This window comes from Acidovorax cavernicola (assembly GCF_003581445.1).
This window is the reverse complement of sequence record NZ_QXMN01000023.1, coordinates 37,420-61,240: the sequence shown is the minus strand read 5'-3', so window position 1 is coordinate 61,240 and position 23,821 is coordinate 37,420. Positions and strand designations below refer to the sequence as shown.

Genomic DNA, 23,821 nt, shown 5'->3' with positions numbered 1-23,821 from the left:
AACTCCCGGATTATGTCAAAGGTCAAGCCTACGCCCCTGTTGCCCGATACGGTCATTGGCGGTTATCGCGTCGTTCGCCGGCTTTCCGCAGGCGGTTTCGGTGTGGTCTACCTCGCCATCGACCCGAACGGCCAGCAGGTGGCCGTCAAGGAATACCTGCCTTCGTCGCTCGCGACGCGGGGCCCGGGCGAACTGGCGCCGCAGGTGCCGCCCGAGAAGCTGTCGCTCTACCGGCTGGGGCTCAAGAGCTTCTTCGAAGAGGGCCGCTCGCTCGCGCAGATCTCGCATGCGTCGGTGGTCAGCGTGCTCAATTTCTTCCGCGAGAACGAGACCGTCTACATGGTCATGAACTACCTGGAGGGTGCGACCCTGCAGGACTTCGTGGTCACGGCGCGCGACCTGAAGCGCCAGAAGGTGTTCCGCGAGTCGACCATCCGTTCGCTGTTCGACGAAATCCTGCGCGGCCTTCGCATCGTCCACCAGTACAAGATGCTGCATCTGGACATCAAGCCCGCCAATATCTTCGTCACCGACGACGACCGCGCCGTGCTGATCGACTTCGGCGCCGCGCGCGAAGTGCTCAGCAAAGAGGGCATCTTCATCCGCCCGATGTACACCCCCGGCTTCGCCGCCCCCGAGATGTACCGGCGCGATTCGTCGATGGGCCCCTGGACCGACATCTACGCCATCGGCGCCTGCATCTACGCCTGCATGCAGGGCTATCCGCCCAATGACGCGCCCCGGCGCATCGAGAAGGACCGCCTGAGCCTGTCGCTCTCGCGCCTGCGCGGCGTGTATTCCGACAACCTCATCGAGGTCGTCGAGTGGTGCATGTCGCTCGACCCGCTTTCGCGCCCGCAGTCGGTGTTCGCGCTGCAGAAAGAACTCAGCCGCGAAGGCGAACGCCGCTACACCAAGCTCACGGTCGGCGAGAAGGTGCGCCTGTCGATCGACAACATCCGCTCCTTCGACAAGAAGAGCCTGCCCCGCGCCGCCGCGCCCACCACCCGTCCGGCCTGACCGACATGAAGTTCTCCGTGTTCCAGGTCAGCCGCAAGGGCGGCCGTCTCAAGAACGAAGACCGCATGGGCTACTGCTACACGCGGGAGTCGGGCCTGTTCGTGCTTGCCGACGGCATGGGCGGCCATCCGGAAGGCGAAGTGGCGGCCCAGCTGGCGCTGCAGACCATCGCTGCGCTGTACCAGCGCGAGGCCCGCCCTACCGTGAAGGACGTGAAGTCCTTCCTGGCCGAATCGGCCATGGCGGCGCACCAGCAGATCATGCGTTACGCCAGCCACAAGGCGATGCTCGACACGCCCCGCACCACCGTGGTCGCAGCCGTGCTGCAGAACGCCACCGCCACCTGGATGCACTGCGGCGACTCGCGCCTGTACGTCGTGCGCGACGGCCGCCTGCTGACCCGCACCCGCGACCATTCGCACGCCGAGCGCCCCAAGCCGCATGGCGCCTCCGATGCGCCGGTCAACCGCAACCTGCTGCTGACCTGCCTGGGTTCGCCCACCACGCCGCTGTTCGACGTGTCGACGCCGCTGCAGCTGCAGCGGGGCGACCGCCTCATGCTGTGTTCCGACGGCGTCTGGGGCGTGCTCGACGATGCGGTGATCGTGCACACCCTCTCGTCCGGCAAGCCCGTGTCCGATGCCGCGCCGGACCTCGCCGAGATGGCGCTGCGCAAGGGCGGCGCGCACAGCGACAACGTGACGCTGATCGCGCTCGAGTGGGAAATGCCCGAGACGCCCGGCGACGACCGTGGCGTGTCTACCGAGACCATCGACGACGGCGTGTTCGCCTCGACCATCCAGGCCGGCATGCCGTCCGACAGCGAGATCGACGACCTCGACGAAGACGCCATCGAGCGTTCCATCGCCGAGATCAACGAAGCCATTCGACGCTCCGCCGCTCGCAAAAGCTAGATGACCCCCAGTCTTCGCGCACTTCGTGTCGCTGCGCCAACCCCCTTCCAGGGGGCAACACCTGCGGCCCGGCAAAGCCGGTTCCGCGGTGTTCCCCAAACTTGCCGCTGAAGAGCGGCTGATTTTTTCTTTCTTGGGTTTTCACATGACTGCTTTCACACGAAGCGGCGGCCGCGCCGCCGACCAGTTGCGCCCCGTGCGCATCACCCGCGGCTTCACCATCCACGCCGAGGGCTCCGTGCTCATCGAGTTCGGCCAGACCCGCGTGCTGTGCACCGCCTCGGTTGAAGAAAAAGTGCCGCCGCACAAGAAGGGCAGCGGCGAAGGCTGGGTGACGGCCGAATACGGCATGCTGCCGCGCGCCACCCACACCCGCAGCAGCCGTGAGGCCGCCAAGGGCAAGCAGACCGGCCGCACGCAGGAAATCCAGCGCCTCATCGGCCGTTCGATGCGTGCCGTGTTCGATCTCGCCGCGCTCGGCGAACGCACCATCCACCTCGACTGCGACGTGCTGCAGGCCGACGGCGGCACGCGCACCGCGGCCATCACCGGCGCCTTCGTGGCGGCGCAGGATGCCGTCGACAAGCTGCTGGCCTCCGGCGCGCTCAAGGCCTCGCCCATCAAGGGGCACGTGGCCGCCATCTCGGTGGGCATCGTCGACGGCACGCCGCTGCTCGACCTCGAATACACCGAAGACTCGGCGTGCGACACCGACATGAATGTCGTCATGACCGGCGCCGGCCACTTCGTCGAAGTGCAGGGCACCGCCGAAGGCGTGGCCTTCACGCGCGATGAAATGAACATCCTGCTCGGCCTGGCCGAGAAGGGCATCGGCGAACTCGTGAGCCTGCAGCAGCAGGCCCTGCTTTCGAACTGACCGAACGACGACCGCAACCACAGCCACTGGCGCCCGTGCATCGGGCACCACAGCCATCTTTTGACTTTCCATGAAACTGGTTCTGGCTTCCAACAACGCGGGCAAGCTCGCCGAACTCCAGCAGCTGTTTGCCGAGCTGTCCGTCACCCTGGTGCCGCAGTCGGGGCTGGGCGTGGGCGAGGCTGAAGAACCCTTCCGCACCTTCGTCGAGAACGCGCTGACCAAGGCGCGCCACGCGAGCGCCGCCACCGGCCTGCCGGCCATCGCCGACGACGCCGGCCTGTGTGTCGACGCCTTCGGCGGCCTGCCGGGGGTCGACACCGCCTACTACGCCACGCAGTTCGGCTACGCCAAGGGCGATGCCAATAACGTGAAGGCGCTGCTCGAACAGCTCGACGGCGTGGTCAACCGCCGCGCCGCGCTGGTCAGCACGCTGGTCGCGCTGCGCCGCCATGACGATCCCGAGCCGCTCATCGCCGTCGGCCGCGTGGTCGGCGAGATCGCGCCCGCACCCATCGGCGACAACGGCTTCGGCTTCGATCCCGTCATGTACCTGCCGAGCTTCGGCAAGACCTTTGCCCAGCTGCCGCCCGACGTGAAGAACGCCAACAGCCACCGCGGGCGCGCCGCGCAGGCCATGCTCGCCCTGATGCGCGAGCGCTGGTTCTGACCGATGGCCACCGTCTTTCCGATCCAGTCCGCCCAACCCGGCGGTGCTCCCCAGGCCAATGACGTGCTGCACTGGATGCGTCCCGGCCCGCTGCAACTTGCCGCGCTGCCGCCGCTGTCGCTGTACATCCACTTGCCGTGGTGCCTGCGCAAGTGCCCCTACTGCGATTTCAATTCGCACGAGTGGCGCGCCGCGAGCGAAGCCGACATCGACGGCATTCCCGAAGCCGCCTACATCGACGCACTCGTTGCCGACCTCGACGCCGCGCTGCCGTTGATCTGGGGCCGCACCGTCCACACCATCTTCATTGGCGGCGGCACGCCCAGCCTGTTCTCGCCGCAAGCCATCGACCGGCTGCTCGGCGATGTGCGCGCACGCCTGAAGCTCGCGCCCGAGTGCGAGATCACGCTCGAGGCCAATCCCGGCACCTTCGAACGCAACCGCTTCCGCGCCTACCGCGCGGCCGGGGTCACGCGTTTGTCGGTGGGGGTGCAGAGCTTCAACGACGAGCACCTCACCGCGCTGGGCCGCGTGCACGACCGTGCCCAGGCCATTGCCGCGGTGGAAGAGGCCGCGAGCGCCTTCGATACCTTCAACCTCGACCTGATGTACGCCCTGCCGGGCCAGACCATGGAAGGCCTCGATGCCGACCTCACCCAGGCCCTGGCCCTCGCGCCGCCGCACATCTCGATCTATCACCTCACCATCGAGCCCAACACCTGGTTCGCCAAGTTCCCGCCCACGCTGCCCGAGGACGACATCGCCTACGCCATGCTCGACCGCATCACCGAGCGCACGGGCGCGAGCGGCATGGCGCGGTACGAAGTCTCGGCCTACGCGCGCGATGGGCACCAGTGCGCGCACAACCTCAACTACTGGCAGTTCGGCGACTACCTCGGCATCGGTGCCGGCGCGCACAGCAAGCTGAGCTTCGCGCACCGCATCGTGCGGCAGGTGCGCTATCGCGAGCCGCGCCTGTACATGGAGAACGCGCGCGCCGGCATGGCCGTGTCGCAGAGCGACGAAGTGGCGCTGGCCGATCTGCCGTTCGAGTTCATGCTCAACGCATTGCGGTTGAAACAGGGCTTCACGCTGCCCCAGTTCAGCGAGCGCACGGGCCTGGCGATGACGTCGATCCAGCGCGGCCTGGAAGAGGCCGAGCGCAAGGGGCTCGTCGCGCGCGACCTGTTCCGCGTGTGGCCTACGGAGCGCGGGCTCGACTTTCTGAGCGACCTGCAGACGCTGTTCCTGCCCGATGAGGAGTAGGGCTGCGCAGTCGGCATAAAATCAATGGTTCCGGAGAGTTGGGTGAGTGGTTTAAACCAGCAGTCTTGAAAACTGCCGACGTGAAAGCGTCCGTGAGTTCGAATCTCACACTCTCCGCCAAGATCGATCCCTGTCAGTTTTTGAAAGTCCCGCGCAGTCTCTGTGGCGGGACTTTTCATTGGGGATTCCGTCCTTTCAAGTCCGGCAAGGTCTTCCGCCGGATGCCCTCGGCAAGGCTCCGATGGTGGCATCCATCGTGGTATTTCCGGGGCACTACAGAGAGTGTCGCGACCCAGGCTGTTGACGCTGCCAGCTCGCGTGAGCAGGGCTGCAAACCAGCCGACATCCCGCCTGGGTGCCCTCTCGACCCCGCGGTGCAGGAGCACTTCAACGGTGCCCGAGTTTTCAGTCGTCCGCACCATCCCGCTCCTGCTTCAAGGGGTGGGCGATCGCCATGTCCTCCCATTCAAGCGGGTGACCTGCGCCTCGAAATGAGGACCAGAAATACCCCCGCGCCCGATGTCTTTCGCGGGACCCGGAGCCCGGGCAAAGGGCAGAAAGACTGGAAGGAGTTTTTCACGTTTGCTGCGCTGGCTTATTCCCTTTGGCCTGTGTTTAAGACTCGTCTGATGGTCCTGCGTAAAGGGTCCTCCTAGAGTCGTCCATGTCCCCACCGGTTGATCAGGATGCGTGTTCTCGCAGGCTGGCCCGGACCCATTTTTCACTCAGCGAGCACAGGATTTACATGGCTTCCAAGAAGACGAAGGTCGTTGTCAGCAGCAACGGAAAGAACATCGATCACGCAATGGCCGCAAAGGGCCAGGCACCGGTCAAGATCAAGACGCAGGCAGGTGCCAAGTACCTGCTCAAGGGCGAAGACGGCTTCGCGCCGGAGAACGTGACCCTCACGCGCGTGGGTGCGGATCTGCACATCACGCTCGAAGGCGAGACGACCCCCGGCCTGATCCTGGAAGGCTATTACGCGCATTCGGAACCCCTGGGCCTGTACGGCGTGGCCGAAGACGGCCAGGCGCCACCACCACCGGCTGCCGTGTCGAGCCCGGCGTCGCACCGGGCACGTTCTCGATCCGCATTCCCGTCAACGTTCCCGCATCGGCGATCGGTGCGGGCCGGGGGACCAATACCGCCAATCTCAGCGGCGGCGGTGACGCCGCCTGCACGACGGCATTGAACCAGCGCTGCGATGCCACCACGCCCGTCACGGCGGTGGTCGCCAACACGCCCAGGCTGCGCATCGTCAAGCGCGTGGAGGGCGACTTGGGCACGTATGAGTTCCGCTTCGCGCTGACCGGGCTCGCCGTGAGCAGCGAGACGATCACCGTTGCCAATGGCGTGGCTGTTTCCGGCGCGACGATCACGGGCACCAGTGGCCAGGCCGTGACCATCACGGAGTACGCGCCGCCAGGCTGGCCCCGTCGTCCGGTCAGCGCGAGTTGTACGACTCCCTCCGTCGTTGGCGTCATCGGCACGCTGAATGGCAATGTGCTCACCATTCCGGCCAATCGCATGGTGCCGGGTTCCGAGCTCGTCTGTACCTTCGTCAACAATCCGGCGTTTGCCCTGAACGGCCGGGTCTTCAATGACAACGGGGTGGGCGGCGGGGTCGCCAATGACGGGGTGATCAATGGCGCGGAGAAAGGCCTCGCCAATGTGGTGGTTCAAGTGGGCGGGTGCGGTGCGCCTCCGCTCGATTCGGTCGTGACTGACGGCAATGGGCGCTACAGCCTGAACGTGCCATACGCGTGGGCGGGTGCTCTGTGCCTCGAGAAACGCGGACTGGTGGGTTTCATGCCTGCAGGCGTATCGGTGGGGGGCGTGCAACTGCGCACGGACAGGACCACGGTCATCGACAGCAAGACCTACGGCTACAGCCGCCTCAATCCGCCGAATCGTGTCACGTTCACCTGGGACGGCCGGCGCATGGCCTCGATGGAGGCCACCAATTCCTGGATGATCGGATTGCCGCGTGTCCTGGTCGACCGGTGGCTGCCGGACGCTGCGGATGCGACCGAAACCTGCTTCAAGGGCGACAAGGGATGGGCCCAGGTGCTTTCGGCCTACCTGTGCGCCACAAGCCCTGAGCACCTGCGGCACATCAGCAGCCCGGTCGAGCGAGGCTTCGCGGTGGAGCACGTGATGTCGATGCTGTCGTTCGCGTTCGCGCAGAACGGTTTTGAAAAGATGGCGGGCGATGCGGAGAGCCGGGTGTCTCCCCGCGACCGCGAACTCCACGTGCGCATGCGGCGCTGGATCGCCGACAACTTTTCCAACCCGGACGTCAGTGCACAGAGCCTGGCGACGGACTTCAATATCTCCACCCGGTACGTTCACAAGGTGTTCGCGAACGTTCAGCGCGGGGTGACTTTCTGGGGTGTGGTGCAGGATGCGCGGTTGAAGAACGCCGCTCGGTTGCTGAGGACCCCGTTGTATCGACACGGATCGATCGAAGACGTGGCGCTTCGGTGCGGATTCGTGGACACCGCCTATTTCTCCCTGGTCTTCCGCAAGCGCTTCGGATGCACTCCACGCGCTTTCGCGTTGAAGACAGAGGACGAAACCCCGAAGGATTGAGGGTGGACGCCGGCCGGTCTGCACCGGCCTGTTCCTGGGGCCGCAATGTCCGCGCAACGACTGCTGGTAGCCTTGCCGGGTATTCAGGCGCGGCTCCGGACACCCGGGACCGCGCGATCCGCAAGATTCAGAAAGGACTTCGCGCGTGGTTGTGACAGGCGGCAGATGGGGCGCATGCCTCTCCTTGGCAGTGGCATTGATGGTGGGCGCATGCTCCACCACGCCCAGTACGCCGGTGGCGGGCCCCGGTGAATACGTCGTGCAGCCGGGCGACACGCTGTACCGCATCGCGCAGCGTTCAGGCCGGACGACGGCCGAGATCGCACGCTGGAACCAGATCAAGGACCCCGATCAGCTCGAAGCCGGACAGGTGTTGCGCGTGGTGCCGCCGGGCGGCGCCACGGCTGCTCCAACGCCCCCTCCACGCAGCAGTGGTGGCAGTGGCGGCAGCACTACAGAAAAGGCCAGGCCCGCGCCCGCTCCCCGCGAACGCGACCCCGTGGTGCCGCCTGCTTCGCGGCGCAGCGACTGGGGCTGGCCGTCGCAGGGCGCGGTCATCGCGGGCTTCAACGGCAACAGCAACAAGGGCCTGGACATCGGCGGCAGCAGCGGCGAGCCCGTGCACGCGATCGGCGCCGGTTCGGTGGCCGCGACCGAGACGATGCGCGGCTACGGCAGCGTCATCATGGTCGACCACGGCGGCTCCTACATGTCGATCTACACGAACGTGGCCAAGGTGGGCGTGAAGCAGGGCCAGCGCGTGCAGCGCGGCCAGAAGATCGCCGAGATCGGCCCGGCGGAGGGCAGCGGTCGCGCCAGGCTGCACTTCGAGATCCGCTACCGCGGCAAGGCGGTCGATCCGCGCCTGTACCTGCCCGCAAAGTAAGGCGAGGGCCGAGCGCCCGCCGGTTCAGGCGCTGGGGGGCAGGTTCATGAAGAGCCGGTAGCCGAAACCGCGGATGGACACCAGCGACACATCCTTGGTGCCCGTCGTCTTCAGCAGCTTGCGCAGCCGCGTCATGTGGACATCGACCGTGCGGGTCTGCCCCGAGGGTCCCGCGTCACCCCAGACGGCGCGGAAGATTTCATCGCGCGAGTACGCCCGGTTCGCGTGCCGGAACAGGAACAGCGCGAGCTCGAACTGGCGCGGTTGAAGGCGCGTGCCCTGCCCGTCGATGCGCACCGTGCAGTCGATCGGATCGAATTCGAAACGACCGAAGCGGAAGACCTCGTTCTCTCTTTCGGCCTTGGTGGCCAGCACCCGCAGGACGCGCACGACCAGTTCGCAGTCCTCGCATGGCATCAGCACGAAGTCGTCGGCAACCTCCGGGGCGATGACCTGGCTCCCGAGCAACTGCTCCGGCCGCATCAACAACAGCAGCGGCGTGGACCCGCCGGCCAGGCGCCGCAGGAACCTGGCGGTCGACCAGATCACGTCGTGCGAGCCGTCGAGCGCGAGCAGCAGCAGGTCGAACTTCTCTCCGGCGGACAGCGACTGCGCAAACTTGCGCAGCAGCGAGAACTCCACGACCTCGTGGCCCGCCGTGCGCAGGGCGCTGGCCACGAAGTACCGGTCGGGGTCCGATGGCTCCAGCACCGCGATGCGCCGCACGGCGTCGCCCGGCCCGTTGCCGCGATGGACCGCGACCTCGAGACCGTGTGTCGACGAGGCGCGCGCAGGCCCGGCCGCAGCCCGGGAAGCGGGCGCGCGGTCGCTCGGCCGAACGGCCTGCGACCTGCGCGCAGACGTCATGGCATCGGTGTCCGTGTCGCCCTCGTGCATCCACGCCCCGTGCAGTGCGAGCGAGAACGCCGGATGGCCGATGGGAATGACCGGGTGCATCAGCGGGCCGCGACGCGTTCGCCGGCAGGTTGAACGAACACGTTCGCCGTCACGATGGCGGAGCGGCCGGCCGCGTTGATCGCCAGCACCTGGATCGTCTGCACGCCCGGCCGGGCGGGTGTCCAGTGGCAGGCATACGGCGCGGCCACGAAGGTGCAGACCGGCAGGTCGTTGCCCGCCACCATCACCTTGACCCCTGCGGCGCCGCTCGCATCGCTCGCCACCGGGACGAGGACGAGGGGCTGGCCGACGACCGCCGGGCCCGTCTCGGCCAGCGAGACCGTCGGCGGCGCGGTCTCGCCGCCGCCCAGCGCCAAGTCGATGGTGAAGTGCGCGCGGCCCTGCACCGCCTTCTGTTCGAAGGCATCGAAGATGGTGAACCACGTGGCGCCGTTCTCGCGCCCCGTGGCGCCGGCCTTCACCAGCAGGTTGGTCTTGCCGACCGCGAAGCAGCTGAACCCGCAGCCCCAGTCGAAGACGAAGCGACCTTGCGCGTCGGCCGTGCCGCTGGCCAGCAGCTCCAGCGGCTTTTGCGCGCCGGGGTCGCGCCACACCGACACCGCCGCGCCGGGCAGCGCCTGTCCCGTCGCGCGGTCGGTGACCGCCACCCGGGTCTGCGCGGTGGCGGCCATGTAGGTCGAGCCGGCCCAGCGCGGCCATTGGCGCCAGTCGGTGTTGATCATCGCCTTCGTGCCCTCGGTGAAGCGCGTCATCGCGAGCGTGGCGCTGCGGTTCGCCTGCGGATCGAGCCGCTCCTCGAACACGCTGCCCAGCAGCGGGTCCTGGCGCCAGTGCTGGCGTGGCCACCAGTAGCGGTCGCGCGGGTTCGAGAGTGCGAGGTCGGCCTTCGGTGCCACGCCGGTGGTGTCCGTCACATGGCTCGCGTGGTAGTACTCGCCCGAGCCGGCGCCATGCACATGTTCCAACTCGTGCAGCAGGGTCTTGAGCTGGCGGCCCAGGTAGTCCTTCTCGGTCGACTCGGGCGCCGCAGCGGTGACCTCGCGCGACAGCCGCTGCGGGTCGTGGATCGCCCGCCAGTTGAGGTTCCAGATCACGCCCTTGACCGGATAGGTCCAGCTCATCGCCAGGCCGCCGTGGCTGTAGCCGCGCTGCGAGGCCGACAGGCACACCACGATCTCGCCGTCCACCAGGTCGTTGAGGCTGCAGGCGGGTGCCTTCGACGGCGCCACCAGTTGCAGGTCGGTGGCCGGGTCGAACACGAAGCTGCGCACCGTCTCGCGGGTGAACACGCTGTTGACGTCGGCCACATACTGCACGAGACGCCGGCCCGCTTCCGCCGCGCCGATGTCGGCGGCGAGCACCGGGTCGACATGGAACTTCAGCCGGTGCACGCTGCGCGGCGCCTGGCCGATGGCATCGAGGGTGGGCGACGCCGCGGCCGCCAGCGGCATGAGCGGCAGGAGTGCGATGGCGCAAGACAAAGCTGCGCCCAGCCGGCGCGCAAGCGCCGGTAGAAAGATGGTGGACATGACGTGGGCCTGGCCTCAGCGCGGACGCCGCATCCGGGCGGCGTGTCGGTCGCGTGCGGCGACCCACAGAGGGCAAAGGAAGAGGGCCGGCTCAGGCCGGGGCGGCCTTTCCGCGAACGCCATGACGGCGCCCCGGAAAGCTCTGCGACTCGCGAACGTGGACAACTTGCATCTCCCTGGACTGACATGCAGCGCGGCGAATACCGCGCTTCATTGATTTGCCTCGTATTTCCTATTCGATGAAAAGTTGTGATTGGTTACGAGCGTGATTCTTCGGAGTGTGATTTTTTTCACAATCAAAGATGCCAAGGCGTCAATCAAATGGAAATTAAGAATCCAACCGTCCGGATGCTGCGTTTTTGTGGGTCGATATTTTTCGATCGAGGCGCAAGTTTCAAGAGCCGGATGTTCGTGCGCTGAGTTGGATTTAATCGTTAACAAATCTATTTAAATGTTTGTGAGAAAGTTCCGTGGTGCCTCGGATATGTTCCTGTTTCGCTTGAGGTCGTGTCTTCTGCCGCCTGTCGGGTTGCTCCTCGTAGCTTCTCGATTTTCATTTGGAGGAATTGATTTTTCTCGTGCAATTGACTTGTTTTAATTGTGGATTCAATGCGAAACAAATCACTTTCAAATCAATTGATGCGACAGCGCAACGCAATGAAAAGCATGGGTACTAAGGTTCTTTAATTGTGTGAATTAGGTCATCAATTTCTTTGAATCGATTTTTTCCGGGCGTCCAATGAATTGCCGATTGCCATAGAGTTCGCTCGCATTGAAAGCGCGAGGCAACCGTTTCCGACACGAAGGGCATGCCGAACGCGAACGCTCGTGGGGACTGGCCGCACGAGTTCACCCGGTCACTCATGAAGCAGTTCTGGAACAGCGTCGAAGGAGAGTCGTCTTGCGTCGGGCTTGCCGCCTCGCGCGTGGCCTCGGCTTGCCGAAGGCTGCCTCCGTCACCGGGCGAGGGCGCCCTGGGGAGGCCTTGCTGCGCCTGCCTGGAGGGCGCAGGCCGCCGCGCAGTTCGCGACCGGTGTCCAGAAACAAAAAAGTGCGCGTTGGACACATTCCAGTTCTTCGAATGCGACAAAAGTCACAAGCGAGGATGGGGGCTTCGTAACCGATCGAGAACGTGTTCCGAAATTGAGAGGCGAGCCGACAAAACCCAGCAAGAGGCGGTCGGCACGTTTCGATTCACCGGATGGGGGAGGCGCATGCGATCTGGATTGGGACTTCATTCAAGAAGCCGGACACCTGTTCCGGCGGCGATGCAGGGGCCGCAGCGGCCTGGCGTTGCCGATGCGAAGTCCGATGTCGCTGGCGAGTTGCCACGCCTGTGGATGCGATGTCGACAGAAGAAAGAAACGAGCGGTAGGCCGCGAGGGAGGCACGCCTTCCTTCATGGCCGGAACCGCAGGCGACGACCGGCGAGCGGCGTGCACTTCATGCACTTTCTCTCTCCAGGTCTTCAGTAGATCCGGTCCCGATGCGTCCCTTGCACACATTCAATTTGGAGTCATTCATGTCCCGTCTGAAATCATCTCGATCGAGCTTCCTTGCGATCCCCATCCTCCAGATGGCCTTCCGCCTTGGCGGCGGTGCGGCCGTACTGGCCGTGTTGGGAATTGCCGGCGCGGCCGTCGCCCAACCCGCCGCCATGGCTGCCGCCACCGAGGCTGCGCAAAAGAAGACGGTGGAAGTCGTCCTGGTGCAGTCCAAGGTCGTGAAGGACGCGCAAGGCAAGGAGCAACTGGTGGCGGCCGATTCGGTCAAGCCGGGCGACGTGCTGGAGTACACGGCCACCTACACGAACCACACGGGCAAGGCCGTCACCGGCCTGGTGGCCAACCTGCCGATCCCTGAAGGGCTCGAGTACCTGCCCAAGACCGCCAAGCCCGGCGCGACGTTGGTCAAGGCAGCGACCAAGGACGGCGCGTTCGCCGCCGAGCCGCTGGCACGCACCGTCAACGGCAAGAGCGAAGCGGTTCCGTACAACGAATACCGCTCGCTGCGCTGGACGCTGGGCCAGCTGCCGGCCAACGGCTCGGCCGCGGTGACCGCGCGCGCCAAGGTCGAGACGGTGGTACCGCCCGCCGCGCCTGCTGCAGCAGCACCCGCACCCGCCGCCGACAAGGTGGCGCGCAAGACGCCCTGAGTTCGCGGCGTTGACAACCGTCAGCGGCATCCCGCGCTGACGGCGAGTTCTCTTTCCTGAAACCCCGCTGGTTTTTCCATTGCCGGTTTCCGTTCGCGGAAATCCCCGGCCGGGGTGAGTTCGTCCTTTTTCCCTGACCTTTCTTGACCCACCCCTGAGGAGAAACCCAAGTGACCCCTACCTTGTCAGCCCGTCGCACCGGCCCCGCGCCGCGTGCGCTCTGGGCGGGCGCAGCAGCCTTGACGCTGAGCTTCCTGTTCGGAAGTTCCGGTGCCTTCGCCGCGGCTCCACCCGCCAACACCGTCATCGGCAACCAGGCTTCGGCCACCTACCTGGACCCCAATGGGGCCAGCCAACTGGCCACCTCCAACCTCGTGCAGACGACGGTGCAGCAGGTCGGCTCGTTCAACCTGGACACCTTCACCACCGAGACCACCACGGTGGTCAACACCAAGACAGGCGCGGCCGGCACGACCGTGTACGCGCCGCACGTGCTGACCAACACCGGCAACGGCACCGACACCTTCACCTTCACGGTGACCGCACCGGCGAGCCCGAACGGCTTCACCAAGGTCGAAGTGTTCGCCGATGCCAATGCCGACGGCGTGCCCGACAGCACGACCGCGCTGTGCTCGGTGGTGCCGGGTGCGGTGTGTAACGTTCCGGCGCAGACCGTTGCGGGCAACAACGGCACCTTCCCGTTCGTCGTCGCGTACTCGATCCCGAGCACGGCCACGGCAGCCACGTTCACCTCGCCGGTGGCCGCGACCGTCAAGGCCACCGCGGGCACGCCGGCGCTGTACGCCGCCGGCAACCTCACGGCCGCCGACGTCGACAACGTGAACCTCACGGACCAGGCCGCCTTCAACGCCACCAAGAGCCTGGCCGTTCCGTCGGTCGCCTGGTCCGCCAACGGCGGCACCTGGCCCACGGCGTCGGTGAGCGGTCCGCGTTCGGTGGCCGGTTGCGCCGCCACCGTGGCGGGCGCGACCACGCCGGCCGCAGGTTGCGTGTACACCACCTACACGTTGAAGTTCAACAACACGGGCGGTGCACCGGGTCGCTTCGTCATGACCGACACAGTGCCTGCCGGCTTCACGTACGTGCCGGGCTCGGCCGTGTGGAGCAATGCACCGGGCACCGCGCTCACGGATGCACCGCAAGCTGAAGCGGCCGCCGCCGCCGGCATCGACTTCACCGCGACCGGCAACACGCTGGCCTTCGTGGTGGCTTCGCTGCCGCAGAACGTGACGCAGACGGTGAGCTTCGTCGTGATGGTCAACGACACGGCCGCCATCGGCACGTCGACGACGACCAACACCGCCAGGTACAACCCCGTGACCGTGCCGCCGACGACCACGTCGGACAACCCGGGCACGCCGGGCTCGCCGACCAACCCGTCGAGCTACAACGTCATCGGCACCTTCGGCATCATCCTCGGCTCGGCCGATGCCAGCGCCAGCCCGACGGCCTCGAAGGACACGGCAGTGGGCAACCCCAACACGACCGCGGCCGACACCACGACCGTGGCCAGCGCAGGGGCGGGCACCACGGTGAAGTTCACCCAGACCGTGTTCAACATCGGCAACGCGCCGGACGTCGTGAACCTCACGGCGGCCCTGGGCACGTTCCCGGCCGGCACGACCTTCAAGTTCTTCGCCGCCGACGGCGTGACGCCGCTGATCGACAACAACAGCGACGGCATTCCCGACACCGGTCCGGTGCCGGCCAACGGCAGCGTGAAGTTCGTGCTGGCAGCCACGCTGCCGGCCGAGGCGGCACCTGGCGCGGGCGGCAGTGCGATCGTCACCGGTACCTCCACGGGCGATAGCACGAAGACGGAATCGACGCGCGACACGCTGACCAACGTGGTGGGTGTGCTGGTCGACCTGACCAACACGGCCACCGGTAACGGCACGGCCGGCAACACCGGCAACGGCGACGTGGGCACGGGCCCGAGCCCGCAGCCGACAACGACGAAGACGACCCCCGCCGGCACCGGCACGATCTTCAACCTGTTCGTGCGTAACAACGACTCGGTGGCCAACACCTACAGCCTGGCGGCGAGCCAGACCAACAGCTTCCCGGGCAGCCTGCCCGCGGGCTGGACCGTCAAGTTCGTGGCGGCGGGCGGCACCTGCGCGGGTGCGGCGATCACCTCGGTGAACGTTCCCGCCACCACGCAGACGCCGGTCGATGCCTGCGTGACGCCGCCTGCCTCGCAAGCGCCGGTCACCGGCCAGGCCGTGTACTTCCAGGTGCGCTCCACCATCACGACCTCCACGGGAGTGACGGCGATCGACACGAAGATGGACGCGGTGACCGTGACCACGGCCAATACCTTCGGCGCGACGCTCACGCCGAACAACAACGGCCAGGTCGCTCCCGGCGGCTCGGTGGTGTATGCCCACACGGTGACCATCACCGGCGCGCAAAGCTGCGGCACCAAGTACAACGTCACGGCCACGCTGCCCGCGGCAGACGTGACGGCGGGCTGGACCACGGCGCTGTATGTCGACGTGAACGGCGACGGCCAGATCGACGGCGGCGACACGCTGGTGACGAACGGCACGGTCACGCCGACCGCACCACCCACCGGCACCGCGCTGGACAGCGGCAAGACGCACAAGCTGCTCGTCAAGGTGTTCGCACCGGGCGGTGCCACGGCAGGTGCCACCGACACCGCCACGGTGACGGTGACCTTCCCCGACGTCGCAGCCTGCGGCTCGCCGACGGCCACCGACATCACCACCGTCATCACCGGCCAGATGCGCCTCGTGAAGACGCAGGCGCTGGACACGAACTGCGACGGCACCGAGGTCCCGTCCTCGTCGGCTCCGCTGGTCGCCAAGCCCGGTGAGTGCATCGTGTACCGCGTCGTTGCCACCAATGAAGGCGCCGCTCCGGTGACCAACATGTCGATCAACGACGCGGTGCCGGCTTACACCACCTTCACGGGCGCGACGCAGCCTCCGGCCGCGAACCAGTGCACGTCCACCGGCGTGACCGGTACGGCCCTGGCCTACAGCAGCACCGCGACGACGGTGGCTTGCGGCAGCGCAAGCAACACGGTTGCGCCTGGCGGCACCGCCACGCTGCTGTTCTCGGTGAAGGTGAACAACTAAGGGACCCCGGCCTGTGTGAAGGCGAAGCGCCGGCGGGCCCCGTGCCGGCCGGTGGCTTCCCTCCCAGGCACACCTTCACATCCCCACAAGGGGGCTCGCCCCCTTTTTCCCCTGCGCCTTCACCGCTCGTTGTCCATCGACGGGCGAGGGCGCACAGGAAAAAAGTTCTTCCATTCCTTTCTGGGTCCCCAGGCAGAGATCGTTCAAGGGTTCGCTACATGCTGTTCACGTCCAAGCTCAGAGGCACCGGCCCGCGATCGCCGCGCGGGTTCGCTGCCGCGCTGTGCGCATGCATGGCGTTCGTGCTGCTGCTCGGCGTGATGGCATCGGCGCATGCAGCCCCCGCCCCCGCGGGCATCGTGATCCGCAGCATTGCCACGGGCACGTACGTCCCCAACGGCCTGGCGCAGACCGAGACCATCTCGTCCAACGAAGTGATCGCCACGGTGCTGCCCGTGGAAGCCTTGGTGCTCACGCAGGACCAGTCGCTGTCGCGCCCGCCGGCCAGCGTCGTCACGCTGAGCCACCTGCTCACCAACACCGGCAACGTCGCCTCCACCTACACGCTGGCGCTGGCCAACAACGCAGCGGGCTGCGCAGCCGACACGCTGGACCTGTCCGCACTGCGCGTGGTGCGCGATGCCAACAACAACGGCGTGGTCGACCCGGCCGATCCCGTGGTGCAGCTCAACGCGGCAGGTGCCATCGCATTGAAGCCGGGTGAGACCGCCGCGTTGCTGGTGCAGGGCACCATCCCTACGGCAGCCACGGGCGTGGCCTGCGTCGGTTTGACAGCCACCACCGCACTGCAAGGCCTCACTGCCGCCAACCGCGACACCGTCACCGTCGGCAACGCCGCCGCGCTGCAGCTCGTCAAATCCGCCAGCTACCCCGGCACCGTCATCCCGGGCCAGACGCGCATCGACTTCTCCGTCTCGGGCACCAACATCGGCGCGCAGGACGCACAGCCGTCCAACGTCATCGCCCCCACCAACACGCCGCTGCTGGTCAACGGCGCACCCTCCGCATTGGTCCTCGTGCGCGACCCCGTGCCCGCCGGCACCCAGTACCTGCCCGGCACCCTGCGCACCACGGCCGCCAACGCCGTCAAGCTGTACCGCCTGGCCAACGACCCGGCCTTCAGCTACCGCACCGCAGAGGACGCCTCGGCCGTCGAAGTGGCCATCGGCATCTCCACGCCCGTGGCGCGCAACGTGTCCATCGCGATGCAGTTCGCCGTCAAGGTCAACGCAGACCAGACAGGCGAGATCCGCAACACCGCCCACAGCGCCTACAACGACGGCACCGGCCCGGCCACCGTGCCGTCCAACACCATCGTCATCAGCTCCACCCAGGCGCGCATCGGCGTGGCCAAGGCAGCATCGACCCCGCGCATCAACCGCGGCGCCGACGGCAAGACCGACGGCACCGCCACCGTGCGCTTCAGCGTCAACGTGCGCAACTACGGCACCTCGTGGCTGTACGGCGTGCAGGCCGCAGACGTCATGGAGGGCGCAGGCGCCACCCAGTTCGGCACCTACACCGCAGCGGCAGTGCCCGGCGCCAACCAGTACACCATCGTGCCCGGCTCGATCGTGATTGCGCCCGCCCCCAGCGGCGGCACCATCGCAACGGCCAACCCCGCCTTCAAGGGCACCGCCGCCGCCTCCAACCTGCTGGCCGAGGGCGCCGTGCTGCCCGTGGGCGCGCAGCTCACGGTGCAGTTCGATGCCCGCATCAACTTCACCGGCCGCACCGGCACCTTGCTCAACACCGTCAAGGCCTCCGGTGCATTGAACGCCGGCGGCCCGGCCGTGGCCCTGGACGACTCCGTCAACGGCGACAACCCCGACCCGGACGGCGACGGCAACCCCAACAACGACACCTCGCCCACGCCGGTGTCCACCCAGCTGCCCACGCTCACCCTGACCAAGCAGGCCTCCATGGCCCGCCGGGTCTCCCCGGGCGTCTACGAGCTGGACTACACCTTCAAGGTCAGCAACACAGGCGCTGTCGCCGCACCCAACGTGCGCGTCATCGACAACCTGAACTGCACCTTCGACATGGACAAGTCGAGCGGTCAGATCGCCTCCTGGGAACTGCTGGGCCCGCCCAAGAGCGCCAACGGCAACCTCAACGCCGCCACCGGCTTCACCGGCCGCGCCACCTGCAACCGCAGCACGCAAGACAGCGCCAACCCCTTCCAGCTGCCCACCGAAGTGGCGCTCAGCCTCACCGATGGCAGCCGCGCCCTGGCCCCCGGCCAGAGCGAGCAGATCCGCCTGAGCGTGCGCATCACCGAGAAGCCAGCGGCCATCGGCGGGCGCGTGTCGCTCACCAACAAGGCCTGGGCCGCCGCCTTCGAGCAGAACACCGTCAACGTCACCCCCACCATGCTGCTGGCCGCCACCGCCAGCTCGGTGCAGTCGCTGCTGGTCGATCCGCAAGGCACCGTCTACAACGCCCTCACGCGCCAACCCGTGGCCGGCGCCCTGGTCACCTACACGCGCCAGTCCTGCAGCAGCGGTACGGCCGGGCCCATCACCGCCGCGGAGATCTACGGTGCCGACTCCGGTGCCTACACCCTCAACCCCAACGGCAGCATCTCCATGACCACCGGCGCCGACGGCGCCTACCAGTTCTACCTGCAGTCGCCCCCGGTGACCGGCTTGTGCACCTATGGCCTGTCCGTGACCCCGCCTGCAGGCAGCGGCTACGTCTACCCCTCGCAACTGATCCCCGTGACCGGTGGTTCCTTCAACAGCTGCGGCGCCGTCGTGCCCAGCGCCGTGCCCCCGAAGGACGCCGACCCCACCAGCTACTACTTCCAGGTGCAGGCCGGCGCCAAGCCCGACGGCACGCCCTGCGACGCCGTGCACAACCACATCCCGCTGGACCCGGGCAACATCCTGGGCCTCGTGCTGCGCAAGGACGGCAGCAAGCGCCAGGTCGAGTTCGGCGACTTCATCGACTACGCGCTCACCGTCACCAACAAGACCGGCTTCCCCGTCACCGGCGTCACCTTCAACGACACGCTGCCCCCGGGCTTCGCCTACGTGGCCAACAGCGTGCGCCTGAACGGCCAGGTCGTGCCCAACCCCGCCGGCGGCGCCGGCCCGGGCCTGATCTTCAACTACCCCGCGCTCGTCATCGCACCCGATCAGAGCGCGATGGTGCGCTACCGCGTGCGCATCGGCGTGGGCGCGCCCACCAACGGCGATGCCATCAACCGCGCACGCGCCACCTCGGGCCCCATCCAGTCGAACCTGGCGAACTGGACCGTGCGCGTGACCGGCGGCGTGTTCTCCGACGACGCCTTCGCCTTCGGCAAGGTCTATCTGGATTGCAAGCGCGACGGCAAGCAAGAGGGCACTGACGAGATCGGCGTCCCCGGCGTGCGCCTGTACATGGAAGACGGCACCCACGTCGTCACCGACATCGAAGGCAAGTGGAGCCTGTACGGCCTCAAGCCCGTGACCCACGTGCTGCGCCTGGACCAGACCACGCTGCCCCTGGGCGCGAAGCTCGAAGTGCTGGACAACCGCAACGCGGGCGCCCCCGAGAGCCGCTTCGTCGACCTCAAGAAGGGCGAGTTCCACAAGGCCAACTTCATCATCACCAACTGCGACGAGAAGCGCGTGATCGCCGACGTGGCCGCGCGCCGCGCCGCCATCGCCGCACGCCCCGACACCGAGGCCGAAGCGCAGGTGCGCCTGCGCCTGGACCCCGAAGGCAAGGTCGTGCCCGTGGGCGACGTGCGCGGCCTGCCCGCCACCGGCCAGGCGCTGGTCAGCGGCAGCACCGGCGCCGTGCAGACCACCTCCGCACCGCTGATCGCACTGCCCGTGGCCCCGGCCAACGCCAGCAGCTTCGTCAGCGGCGGGGGTGGCAGCATGGGTGGCACGCTGGGTGTCCAGCCTCCGGCGATCCCGACCGGCAGCCTGTTCTCGCCCTTGAACGGTGTGTCCACCTCGGGCCTGCCATCCTCGCCCACAGGAAGCTCGGCGACCGGCGTCGGCGCAGGCCCGGTGCGGCCCATCGGTACGGGTGGCGCCATGCTCGAACCCCGCGCAACGCCCATGCTGCCGCAAGCGGCTCCGAGTCCCATCGAACTCGAGACCCTGCTGCCCCAGCTGGAGAACAACACCCTGGCCTTCATCGGCCTGAAGAGCGGCGACACCGTCGCCGGCCAATCCATCAACGTGCGCGTCAAGGGCGCTGCCGGCGGCGTCTTGCGCCTGAGCGTGAACGGAGTGACCCTGGAAGATCGCCGCGTCGGCAAGAAGACCGTGCTGGCGTCCAAGAACATCGCCGCCTGGGAATACATCGGCGTGGCCCTGCGCCCCGGCACCAACACCCTCAAGCTCGAAGCCGTGGACGGCTTCGGCAACGTGCGAGGCAGCGCCGACGAGATCACCCTCATCGCCCCCGACAAGCTCGGCGCCATCGAGGTCGACCTGCCCGAGGTGGCCCGCGCCGACCTGCGCACCCCCGTGGTCGTCAAGGTGCGCCTGATCGACGCGGCCGGCGTGCCCGTCACCGCCCGCACCCAGCTCACCCTGGAGACCGATCGCGGCCGCTGGCTGGCCGAAGACCTGAACCCCACCGAGCCGGGCACCCAGGTCTTCATGGATGGCGGTGCTGCAGAGTTCCAGCTCCTGCCCCCGGGCGAACCCGGCGATGCGCGCCTGCGCGTGAGCGCGGGCACCTTCGTCAAGGAAGTGCGCCTGGCGCTGCTGCCCGAGATGCGCCCCATGATCGGCGTGGGCATCGTCGAAGGCGTTCTGGACTTCACCAAGCGCGGCAAGCTCCCGATCGGCGCCATGCCCGCCGGCGCCGCCTTCGAAGCCGAACTCACGGGCCTGAAGGACGAGGGCAACAACAACACCCGCGCCAGCGGACGCGCCGCCTTCTTCTTCAAGGGCACCGTCAAGGGCGAGTACCTGCTCACCGCCGCCTACGACTCCGACAAGACCCGCAAGGATCGCCTGTTCCGCGACATCCGCCCCGACGAGTTCTATCCCATCTACGGCGACTCCGCCGTCAAGGGCTTCGACGCCCAGAGCACGCAAAAGCTCTATGTGCGCATCGACAAGAACCGCTCCTACCTGCTGTACGGCGACTTCACCACCGCCAGCAGCACCGAGGTGCGCAACTTGAGCCAGAGCAACCGTTCGCTCACGGGCCTGAAGCACGTGTACGAAGACGAGAACGTGCGCGCCACCAGCTACGTCTCGCGCACCGCCCAGACCCAGCAGGTGGAAGAGTTCCGCGCCGTGGGCACCTCGGGCCCGTACTACCTGAGCGCGGGCAACGGCGAGTTCGTGGACAACAGCGAGCAGATCGAGATCGTGGTGCGCGACCGCAACCAGCCCAACATCGTGCTGCAGCGCACGGCCGTGGCGCGCTTCGTGGACTACACGGTGGAACCGCTGACGCGCCGCATTCTCTTCACGCACGCCATCGCTTCGATCGATGCGAACCTGAACCCGCAGTCCATCCGCGTGACCTACGAGGTCGACTCGGGCGGCCCCAAGTTCACCGTGGCCGGCACCGACGTGCAGGTCAAGGTCAGCGAGAACCTCCAATTGGGCGTGGTGGCCAGCGTCGACCAGAACCCGCAGAACAAGCGCAAGCTGCAGGCGCTCACGGGCGTGGCGCGCATCGGCGAGAACACCAGCGTGGCCGGCGAGCTGGTCAAGACCGAGTCCGACGACAAGGGCAGCGGCCACGGTGCGCGGGTGGAAGCGCGCTACCAGGACGAGAAGCTGGCCGTGGTGGCCCTGGCGGCCAAGACCAGCCAGGGCTTCGACAACCCGGGCGCGAGCTTCTCGGCCGGCCACACCGAGGCCTCGGCACGCGCCGAGTACCGCATCGACCCGACCCTGGCCGTGCGCGGCGAGGTGCTCTACAGCAAGGACGCCGCCCAGGTGCAAGGGGATGAGCGCAAGGGCGCGACGCTGAGCGTGCAGAAGAAGCTCAGCGACACGACAGTGGCCGAAGTGGGCCTGCGCCACGGCCAGAGCAACAACGCGCTGGGTTCCAGCTCGGGCTTCGACTACGGCCAGATCTCCACCTACAACGGCCAGATGGGCAGCAGCATCGGCGCCAACAGCGTGACCACCCTGGGCGCCGCCGTGCAGGCCAATGGCGTCGACACCCAGAGCCAGACCACGGTGCGCGGGCGCCTGTCCACCGCGCTGCCGTTCCTGACGGGTGCGCAGGTCTTCATTGAAGGCGAGCAGGACCTGAAGGACGGCAAGCGCCATGTGCTGGCCATCGGCGGCAACTACGCCGTGACCGACAAGACCCGTGTGTATGGGCGCTACGAACTCATCTCGACCCTGAACGGCCCCTACGAGCTGGACAGCACGCAGCGCAACAACACGGGCATCGTCGGCATCGAGAGCAACTACATGGAAGGCGGTCGCGTGTACAACGAGTACCGCATCGCCGACGGCGCCGAGGGGCGCGGGGTGCAGGCGGCCATCGGCGTGCGCAACACCTTCAAGATCAACGAGCAGGTGCGCGTGACCGGAGGCGTGGAGCACACGCGCGACATGAGCGGCTACAGCAACAGCAAGAACACCGGCACGGGCTATGCTGGCGGGCTGGGCGAATCGACCGCAATCACCAGCGGCGTGGAGTACATCACCGACACGATCAAGGCCAGTGGCGTGTATGAGGCGCGCTGGGGCGACGATGCGAACACGCGCCTCTTTAGCGCCGGCTTCGGCTACAAGCTCAGCCCCTCGCTGAGCTTGCTGGCGCGCAGCATCGTGAGCGACAGCGAAGGGCGGGGCGCCAACGCGGGCAACGAGCGCCATCTGCAGCGCCACCAGATCGGCATCGCCTACCGGCCGGTGGACGACGACACCTGGAATGCGCTGGCGCGCTACGAGCGGCGTTCCGAGCGCGTGGTGGGCGCGGGCAACGCGGCCGGTGCGTTGCAGGGCAGCAGCGTCTTCGGCGCGGACAACGGCGCGAGCCTGCCGGGCAAGACGAGTGCGGACATCGTCTCGGCGCATGTGAACTACAACCCCGAGCCGGGCCGGGCCGTGATGGCGCGCTATGCCTTCAAGCTCAGCCGCGCCGATGACGGGACGCTGGCCAGCAAGTACTGGGCGCACCTGGTGCAGGCGCGCTACACGCAGGACATCAACCAGGACTGGGACTTCGGGGTGCAGGCGGGTCTCTTGTACGGCAAGGGCGGGGCGCTGCAGAAGACGCTGGGCTTCGAGGTGGGCTACCAGGTTCAGAAGAACATGTGGGTGTCGGCGGGCTACAACTTCGTGGGGCTGAACGACCGGGACCTGACGGCCAACGAGTACACGAGCAAGGGGGCCTACGTCAGATTGCGCTTCAAGTTCGATGAGACGAATCTGGGGTTTGCTTCGGCGGGGGCTGAAGTGAATGCCAAGGCTGACAAGGCCGAGAAGGTGGCCGTCGAGGTCGCACCGCTGCCGATGCGCACCGTGCTGCAGGCCGACGCACTGTTCGAGCCGATGAAGTCCTTCATCAAGCCGCAGGCGCACGACACGCTGAACACGCTGGCCGCGCAGATCAAGGCGACCGAGGCGCAGGTGGTGATCCACATCAGCCACGCAGATGCGCAACAAGGCAACGCCGACGACCGCCTGCAGCTGATCGCGCAGCGGACCAATGCTGTGCGCAGCTACCTGATCGGGCGCGGCGTGGACGTGCTGCGCCTGCGCACGGACACCAAGGAAGACACGCCGCCTGTCGCGGACGCTGACAACAGTCCCAAGAGCCGCTGGGTCGTGATTGCCGCGGCTGCGCAGGAAACCCGCTGAACGAGACCATGATGCAAAGCAGAAAGAGAAACGGTGCAGGTGGGTGGGGGTCGAT

Annotated in this window: 13 protein-coding genes and 1 tRNA gene; 12 read left to right on the top strand and 2 right to left on the bottom strand. The window is 67.1% G+C overall.

Annotated elements, in window-relative coordinates; all coding sequences use genetic code 11:
- The first annotated feature begins 12 nt into the window (after nt 1–12).
- The 9 genes from D3H34_RS18380 to D3H34_RS18340 all read left to right on the top strand — a co-directional run bounded on the left by D3H34_RS18380 (nt 13) and on the right by D3H34_RS18340 (nt 8,225).
- On the top strand, nt 13–1,020 hold the full coding sequence (locus D3H34_RS18380; RefSeq protein WP_056573330.1) for a serine/threonine protein kinase: 1,008 nt from the start codon (nt 13–15) through the stop codon (nt 1,018–1,020).
- A 5-nt stretch (nt 1,021–1,025) separates the two neighbouring features.
- Entirely contained in the window at nt 1,026–1,934 is a 909-nt protein-coding gene (locus D3H34_RS18375; RefSeq protein WP_119555550.1) for a PP2C family protein-serine/threonine phosphatase, read from the top strand.
- 145 nt (nt 1,935–2,079) lie between these two features.
- Complete coding sequence (gene rph, locus D3H34_RS18370; RefSeq protein WP_119555548.1) at nt 2,080–2,811, top strand: ribonuclease PH; 732 nt, start codon at nt 2,080–2,082, stop codon at nt 2,809–2,811.
- A 70-nt stretch (nt 2,812–2,881) separates the two neighbouring features.
- The gene (locus tag D3H34_RS18365) at nt 2,882–3,481 is read left to right on the top strand and encodes a non-canonical purine NTP pyrophosphatase (RefSeq protein WP_119555546.1); all 600 of its coding nucleotides are present in this window, start codon (nt 2,882–2,884) and stop codon (nt 3,479–3,481) included.
- A 3-nt stretch (nt 3,482–3,484) separates the two neighbouring features.
- Nucleotides 3,485–4,747, top strand: coding sequence for a radical SAM family heme chaperone HemW (gene hemW / locus D3H34_RS18360; RefSeq protein ID WP_119555544.1), 1,263 nt, complete (start codon nt 3,485–3,487; stop codon nt 4,745–4,747).
- A gap of 32 nt (nt 4,748–4,779) precedes the next feature.
- Nucleotides 4,780–4,867 (top strand) — tRNA-Ser (locus D3H34_RS18355).
- A 625-nt stretch (nt 4,868–5,492) separates the two neighbouring features.
- On the top strand, nt 5,493–5,939 hold the full coding sequence (locus D3H34_RS18350) for a hypothetical protein (protein WP_119555543.1): 447 nt from the start codon (nt 5,493–5,495) through the stop codon (nt 5,937–5,939).
- On the top strand, nt 5,936–7,339 hold the full coding sequence (locus tag D3H34_RS18345) for a helix-turn-helix transcriptional regulator (protein WP_119555541.1): 1,404 nt from the start codon (nt 5,936–5,938) through the stop codon (nt 7,337–7,339). Before D3H34_RS18350 ends, D3H34_RS18345 begins: the two co-directional genes overlap by 4 nt.
- 190 nt (nt 7,340–7,529) lie before the next feature.
- Nucleotides 7,530–8,225, top strand: a complete 696-nt coding sequence (locus D3H34_RS18340; RefSeq protein ID WP_286185896.1) for a peptidoglycan DD-metalloendopeptidase family protein — start codon at nt 7,530–7,532, stop codon at nt 8,223–8,225.
- Between the two features lie 24 nt (nt 8,226–8,249).
- Here D3H34_RS18340 and D3H34_RS18335 read toward each other — a convergent pair whose 3' ends face one another.
- On the bottom strand, nt 8,250–9,182 hold the full coding sequence (locus tag D3H34_RS18335; RefSeq protein WP_119555537.1) for a response regulator transcription factor: 933 nt from the start codon (nt 9,180–9,182) through the stop codon (nt 8,250–8,252).
- On the bottom strand, nt 9,182–10,672 hold the full coding sequence (locus D3H34_RS18330) for a hypothetical protein (protein ID WP_119555535.1): 1,491 nt from the start codon (nt 10,670–10,672) through the stop codon (nt 9,182–9,184). Before D3H34_RS18330 ends, D3H34_RS18335 begins: the two co-directional genes overlap by 1 nt.
- A 1,522-nt stretch (nt 10,673–12,194) precedes the next feature.
- On the opposite strand from D3H34_RS18330, the gene D3H34_RS18325 reads away from it, so the two are divergent.
- From D3H34_RS18325 to D3H34_RS18315, 3 genes are all read left to right on the top strand, one after another.
- Nucleotides 12,195–12,827 carry a hypothetical protein gene (locus D3H34_RS18325; RefSeq protein ID WP_286185887.1) on the top strand — a complete coding sequence of 211 codons (633 nt, stop codon included), beginning with the start codon at nt 12,195–12,197 and terminating at the stop codon, nt 12,825–12,827.
- Nucleotides 12,828–12,997: 170 nt separating this feature from the next.
- The gene (locus tag D3H34_RS18320) at nt 12,998–15,952 is read left to right on the top strand and encodes a beta strand repeat-containing protein (protein ID WP_119555531.1); all 2,955 of its coding nucleotides are present in this window, start codon (nt 12,998–13,000) and stop codon (nt 15,950–15,952) included.
- Between the two features lie 218 nt (nt 15,953–16,170).
- Nucleotides 16,171–23,766: an OmpA family protein gene (locus D3H34_RS18315; RefSeq protein WP_286185886.1), complete on the top strand. Its 7,596-nt coding sequence runs from the start codon at nt 16,171–16,173 to the stop codon at nt 23,764–23,766.
- Nucleotides 23,767–23,821: the final 55 nt, after the last annotated feature.

What these genes read in the sequence shown, in the direction of transcription:
- D3H34_RS18375 (WP_119555550.1), top strand. Translation starts at nt 1,026, where the DNA reads ATGAAGTTCTCCGTGTTCCAGGTCAGCCGCAAGGGCGGCCGTCTCAAG.
- D3H34_RS18335 (WP_119555537.1), bottom strand. Translation starts at nt 9,182, where the DNA reads ATGCACCCGGTCATTCCCATCGGCCATCCGGCGTTCTCGCTCGCACTG.
- D3H34_RS18330 (WP_119555535.1), bottom strand. Translation starts at nt 10,672, where the DNA reads ATGTCCACCATCTTTCTACCGGCGCTTGCGCGCCGGCTGGGCGCAGCT.
- hemW (WP_119555544.1), top strand. Translation starts at nt 3,485, where the DNA reads ATGGCCACCGTCTTTCCGATCCAGTCCGCCCAACCCGGCGGTGCTCCC.
- D3H34_RS18350 (WP_119555543.1), top strand. Translation starts at nt 5,493, where the DNA reads ATGGCTTCCAAGAAGACGAAGGTCGTTGTCAGCAGCAACGGAAAGAAC.
- D3H34_RS18315 (WP_286185886.1), top strand. Translation starts at nt 16,171, where the DNA reads ATGCTGTTCACGTCCAAGCTCAGAGGCACCGGCCCGCGATCGCCGCGC.
- D3H34_RS18380 (WP_056573330.1), top strand. Translation starts at nt 13, where the DNA reads ATGTCAAAGGTCAAGCCTACGCCCCTGTTGCCCGATACGGTCATTGGC.
- D3H34_RS18325 (WP_286185887.1), top strand. Translation starts at nt 12,195, where the DNA reads ATGTCCCGTCTGAAATCATCTCGATCGAGCTTCCTTGCGATCCCCATC.
- D3H34_RS18365 (WP_119555546.1), top strand. Translation starts at nt 2,882, where the DNA reads ATGAAACTGGTTCTGGCTTCCAACAACGCGGGCAAGCTCGCCGAACTC.
- rph (WP_119555548.1), top strand. Translation starts at nt 2,080, where the DNA reads ATGACTGCTTTCACACGAAGCGGCGGCCGCGCCGCCGACCAGTTGCGC.